The sequence below is a fragment of the Brevundimonas sp. genome (assembly GCF_023259385.1).
Taxonomy (GTDB): Bacteria; Pseudomonadota; Alphaproteobacteria; order Caulobacterales; family Caulobacteraceae; genus Brevundimonas.
Genome location: NZ_JAHFPF010000251.1, coordinates 1 through 5,044 on the forward strand (window position 1 = coordinate 1; position 5,044 = coordinate 5,044).

Here is a 5,044-nt window from a genome sequence, read left to right on the forward strand (position 1 = left end):
TACGGCTTCTGGCTGGACGACGCCTTCGCCTCAGGCGGGTCGGTCGGCTACGACCACAAGGTCATGGGCATCACCGCCCGCGGCGCCTGGGAGGCCGTGAAGCGGCACTTCCGCGAAGAGGGCAAGGACATCCAGTCCGAACCCTTCACCGTGGTCGGCGTCGGCGACATGTCGGGCGACGTGTTCGGCAACGGCATGCTGCTGTCCAAGGCGATCAAGCTGGTCGCCGCCTTCGACCACCGCGACATCTTCATCGATCCGACCCCGGATCCGGCGACGTCGTGGGTCGAGCGCGACCGCATGTTCAAGGTCCCGCGCTCGTCCTGGCAGGACTACGACAAGTCCAAGATCTCGGCCGGCGGCGGCGTCTTCCCGCGCTCGGCCAAGTCGATCGAACTGACCCCCGAGATCAAGGCGGCGCTCGACATCCAGGAGGACGTCCTGGATCCGGCGGCCCTGATGAAGGCCATCCTCAAGGCTCCGGCCGAGCTGCTCTACTTCGGCGGCATCGGCACCTATGTGAAGGCGCCGAACGAGACCGACGCCCAGGTCGGCGACAAGGCCAATGACGCCATCCGGGTCGACGGCGCCGAGGTGCGGGCCAAGGTCATCGGCGAAGGCGCCAACCTGGGCCTGACCCAGGCGGGCCGCATCGCCTTCGCGCGCAGCGGGGGCCGGATCAACACCGACGCCATCGACAACTCGGCCGGCGTCGACAGCTCCGACCACGAGGTCAACATCAAGATCCTGACCGGGGCCGCCATCGCCTCGGGCGCGCTGAAGCAGGAGGACCGTAACGCCCTCCTGGCCTCGATGACCGAAGAGGTCGGCCTCAAGGTTCTGGTCCACAACTACGACCAGACCCTCGCCCTGACCCTGCAGCAGGCCGAAGGCGCCGGCGCGCTGGATTCCCAGCAGCGCTTCATGCAGTGGCTGGGCTCCAAGGGTAAGCTGGACCGCAAGGTCGAAGGCCTGCCTGACGATCTCAAGCTCGCCGAGATGAAGGCCTCCGGCCAGCCGCTGTCGCGGCCGGAACTGGCGGTGCTGACCGCCTATTCCAAGCTGGAGCTGTTCGACGAGATCGTCGCCTCGGGCGCGCCCGACGACGCCTTCTTCAAACAGACCCTGGTCCGCTACTTCCCCGGTCCGCTGGCGAAGTTCGAGGCCGACATGCAGCGGCACCGCCTGAAGCGCGAGATCATCTCGACCATCCTGTCGAACGAGATCGTCAACATGTGCGGCCCTACCTTCCCGGAACGCCTGCGCCTGTCGGCCCAGTGCGACACCGGGGCCATGGTCATCGCCTTCGAGGCGGCGCGCCAGATCTTCCGCCTCGACCAGGCGTGGGACGCGGTTTCGGCGCTGGACGGCAAGATCCCGGCCGAGGCCCAGACCGCCCTCTATCAGGAAATCTCCACCGTCCTGCGCCGCCAGACCTTCTGGCTGGCCAAGCGGGCGGCGCGCGAGGGCGCGACCGTGGACGGCTTGATCGCCGCCTACCGTCCGGCCGCCGACGCCCTGCGTTCGGCCGGCGGCTCCGTCCTCAGCCGTTTCGAGGAAGGCCGTCTGGAGGCCCGAGTGCAAAGCTTCGTGGGTCTGGGCGCCTCCGAGGAAATGGCCCGCGACTTCGCCATGCTGCGTCCGCTGGTCGCCACCGCCGACATCGGCGACCTGGCCCGCGAGGCCGGCTGGCCGGAACCGGCCATGGCCATGCTCTACCACCAGGTGGGCGCGGCCTTCGATTTCGACCGCCTGCGCGCGGCGGCCGGAAACGTGCCGTCGGCGGACCACTTCGACCGGCTGGCCGTGCGCCGTCTGATCGAGGACCTGATGGCCGAGCAGATGACCCTGACCCGCGCCGTGGCCAAGGCCTCGAACGTCTCGGTCGGAGCCAGCGAGGCGGCGGCGGAGAAGGCGGTCGATGACTGGGTCGGCCCGCGCCAGGGCGCCGTCGAAGGCGTCCGCGCCTCCGTCGACGAGATCGAGGCCTCGGGCTCCGGCTGGACCTTCGCAAAGCTGACCATCGCCAATTCGGTCATCCGCGAGATCGCTTCGTCAGCAACCTGAAGAAGCGATTTGGGCGCTGCCCGCTCGCCGCGCGGCGGCTCGCTGCTTGAGCGCGCGCGGCATTCCCCTCCGGCTGGTCCGGAGGGGGTTTTGCGGCGCGTAGGCATTGGGGCGCCTCATCTGCTAGCGTGACGGGCTGAGGGAGAGGGCTGATGCCACGTAAGTTCCTGGTCGTCGTCGACGACAGCCCCGAATTCGAGGCGGCCCTGCGCTATGCGGCGCGGCGGGCCCGCTCGACCGGCGGCCGCGTCGTGATGCTGCGCGTCATCCCGCCCGCGGCTTCGGACGCCCATTGGGCCGGGGTGCGAGACGAGATCGAACGTCAGACCCGCGCGGAGGCTGAGGCCTCGCTGAACCGCTGGGCCGGGGAGGCCGCCGAACGCTCGGGCGCCACGCCGGTGCTGGTGATCGAGCGCGGCGAACCGCAGGCCTGCATCCGCAAGGTCGTCGGCGAGGACGCGGACATCAAGATCCTCGTCCTTGCGGCGGGGGAGGGCGGTCGCGGCCCCGGTCCGCTGGTCGCCGCCGTGGTCAAGCAGGGCGCCGCCTTCACCGGCCGCAAACTGCCCGTCACCATCGTCCCCGGCGAACTGACCGAGAACGACATCGAGGACCTGGCTTGAAAATCTCCCTCCCCCTCGTGGGGAGGGATGTCGGCGCGTCAGCGACGACAGGGTGGGGCTCGTGTCCGAGCGCTCGGTTCCCCAGCCGTCCCGCTTCGCGGTCCACCCTCCCCAGAAGGGGAGGGAGAAGGCCCGGCCCTTGAACCGCCGCCCCGGCGAGCGCACTTACGCCCCATGTTCATCCAGACCGAACCGACGCCGAACCCCAACGTCCTGAAATTCCTGCCGGGCCGCGACGTATCGAGTGATCCGCGCGACTTCGTGAACCGGGAAGAGGCCGCCGCCTCGCCCCTGGCCGAAGCCCTGTTCGAGCTCGACGGCGTGACCGGGGTCTTCTTCGGCTACGACTATGTCTCCGTGACCCGCGAGGCGCAGGGGCTGGAGTGGGCGCAGATGAAGGCGCCGATCCTGGCCGCCATCATGGATCACTTCGTTTCGGGCGCGCCCCTGCTGCGCGGCGGAGCCTTCTCCAGCGCCGATCCCGACGGCGAGGACACCGAGATCATCGCCGAGATCAAGCAGCTGCTGGACAGCCGCATCCGCCCGGCCGTGGCTCAGGACGGCGGCGACATCCTGTTCGACGCCTTCGACGAGGAGACCGGGGTCCTGTCCCTGCGCATGCGCGGCGCCTGCGCCGGCTGCCCCTCGTCCTCGGCCACGCTCAAGGCCGGGGTCGAGCAGATGATGAAGCACTATGTGCCCGAGGTGACCCGCGTCGAGCAGGTGATCTAGGCGGCTGTCAACGCGAGAGCCTTCGCTACCCTGAAGGCGACAAAACCGTTTTATTTCTCGTCACACGCGACACTCTCCGGCATTCTGATGCGATGCCCCGGTTTGAAAGCGACCATGACGCCCGACGTCTCGGCGAGGCCCTCGCGGCCCTGCGCCGCGCGCGCGGTCTGAGCCAGGCCGAGGCCGGTGCGCGCGTCGGCATCACCAGCCAGGGCTGGGGCCTGTACGAGGCGGGCAAGCGGCCGGGCCTGTTCCGCCCCGACGTCCAGCGCCGCCTCACCGCCGCCGTCGACTCCACCCCCGAGGCCCTGGCGCTCAATCTCGCCGCGGCGGCGTCCGACGACCCGGCGGCTTCAGGGGTCGAAAGCCGCGCCCGCGCCTTCGTCGACGTTGCCCCCGCCGAGACCCGCCGTCTTCAGCTGTCGAGCGACGACCTTACCCCATGGGCCGCCTCGGGCGTGACCCTGGAGTATGCGCCAGGCCGCTGGCCGCGCCGCGACCAGGGCTGTGTGATCGACATGGCCGACGGCCGCCGCCTGGTCCGCCTCTACGAGCGGGCCGAGGGAGAGATGCTGGTGGTGCGCGGCGGACCGGGCGGCCTGTCGGCGGAGGAGCGCATTCCGCGGGCTGACACCCGCGCCGTGTCCGCGGTGGTCGCGCGGCTGGACCAGTAATGAAACTTTTTGATTGCAACTTGGGCGTGTCGATGAAACTGTTCGGTATAGAACAGGAGACTCGCCATGGCCCGAACCGCCGCCCCGGATCATATCGACGCCTATGTGGGCGCGCGGATCGGCCTCAGGCGCTCGGCCTTGGGCCTGTCGCAGGCGGCGCTGGCCCAGCGCATCGGGGTCAGCTTCCAGCAGGTGCAGAAATACGAGACCGGGCTGAACCGGATCTCGGCGTCGCGGCTGCACCGGGTGGCGGTGGTGCTGCGTTCGCCGGTCGACGCCTTCTTCCCGCCGATCGACGGTCATCCGTCCGGCGAGATCGATGTGCTCCGCACCCTGAGCGCGACCGTCGACGGACGAACGGTCGCGAACGATTTTCCGCGCATCGCCGACCGGGCCGTGCGGCAGGCGGTGGCGCGCATCGTGGCGGCGCTGGCGCCCGCCTCCTGACCGGAGCGGCGGCGTGAGGGTCCTCGTCATCGATACGGCGTTGGGCCTGTGCACCGCCGGGGTGTTCGAGGTGGGCGACACGGTGCGGACGCTGGGCCTGCGTTCGGAGGTCATGCTCAAGGGCCATTCCGAACGGCTGGGCGGCCTGGCCCGCGATGCGGTCGCCGAGGCCGGCGGCTTCGACGTCGTCGACCGGATCGGCGTGACCGTGGGCCCGGGCTCCTTCACCGGCCTGCGCGTCGGCCTCGCCTTCGCGCAAGGACTGGGCGCGGCGTTGAACCGTCCCGTGGTCGGGGTCTCGACCCTTGATGCATTGGCGGCGTCCGCGAGCGCGCCCGACATCGCCGCCCTGATCGACGCCCGCCGGGGGCAGGTCTACGCCCGCATCTGGCGCGGCGGCGTCGCAGAAGGCCCGCCCGAGGCCCTGTCGCTGGAACAGGCCGCCGAACGGGTGAGCGGCCTCGCCGCCGGCGCTGTCCTGGTCGGATCCGGCGCGGTCCT

6 protein-coding genes are annotated in these 5,044 nt (G+C 70.2%); all 6 read left to right on the forward strand.

Annotation, left to right across the window (positions count from 1 at the left end; translation table 11 throughout):
• A partial coding sequence (locus Q0C81_RS15825; protein WP_291840088.1) for an NAD-glutamate dehydrogenase domain-containing protein occupies positions 1-2,067 on the forward strand: 2,067 nt, incomplete at its 5' end.
• Between the two features lie 152 nt (positions 2,068-2,219).
• Positions 2,220-2,690, forward strand: coding sequence for a universal stress protein (locus Q0C81_RS15830; RefSeq protein WP_291840091.1), 471 nt, complete (start codon positions 2,220-2,222; stop codon positions 2,688-2,690).
• Between the two features lie 174 nt (positions 2,691-2,864).
• The gene (locus tag Q0C81_RS15835; protein ID WP_291840093.1) at positions 2,865-3,422 is read left to right on the forward strand and encodes a NifU family protein; all 558 of its coding nucleotides are present in this window, start codon (positions 2,865-2,867) and stop codon (positions 3,420-3,422) included.
• A 92-nt stretch (positions 3,423-3,514) separates the two neighbouring features.
• Complete coding sequence (locus Q0C81_RS15840; protein ID WP_291840095.1) at positions 3,515-4,096, forward strand: helix-turn-helix transcriptional regulator; 582 nt, start codon at positions 3,515-3,517, stop codon at positions 4,094-4,096.
• Between the two features lie 66 nt (positions 4,097-4,162).
• Positions 4,163-4,543: a helix-turn-helix transcriptional regulator gene (locus Q0C81_RS15845; protein ID WP_291840097.1), complete on the forward strand. Its 381-nt coding sequence runs from the start codon at positions 4,163-4,165 to the stop codon at positions 4,541-4,543.
• Between the two features lie 13 nt (positions 4,544-4,556).
• Positions 4,557-5,044 (forward strand): tRNA (adenosine(37)-N6)-threonylcarbamoyltransferase complex dimerization subunit type 1 TsaB (tsaB, locus tag Q0C81_RS15850; protein ID WP_291840100.1); only part of this gene is annotated, 488 nt, incomplete at its 3' end.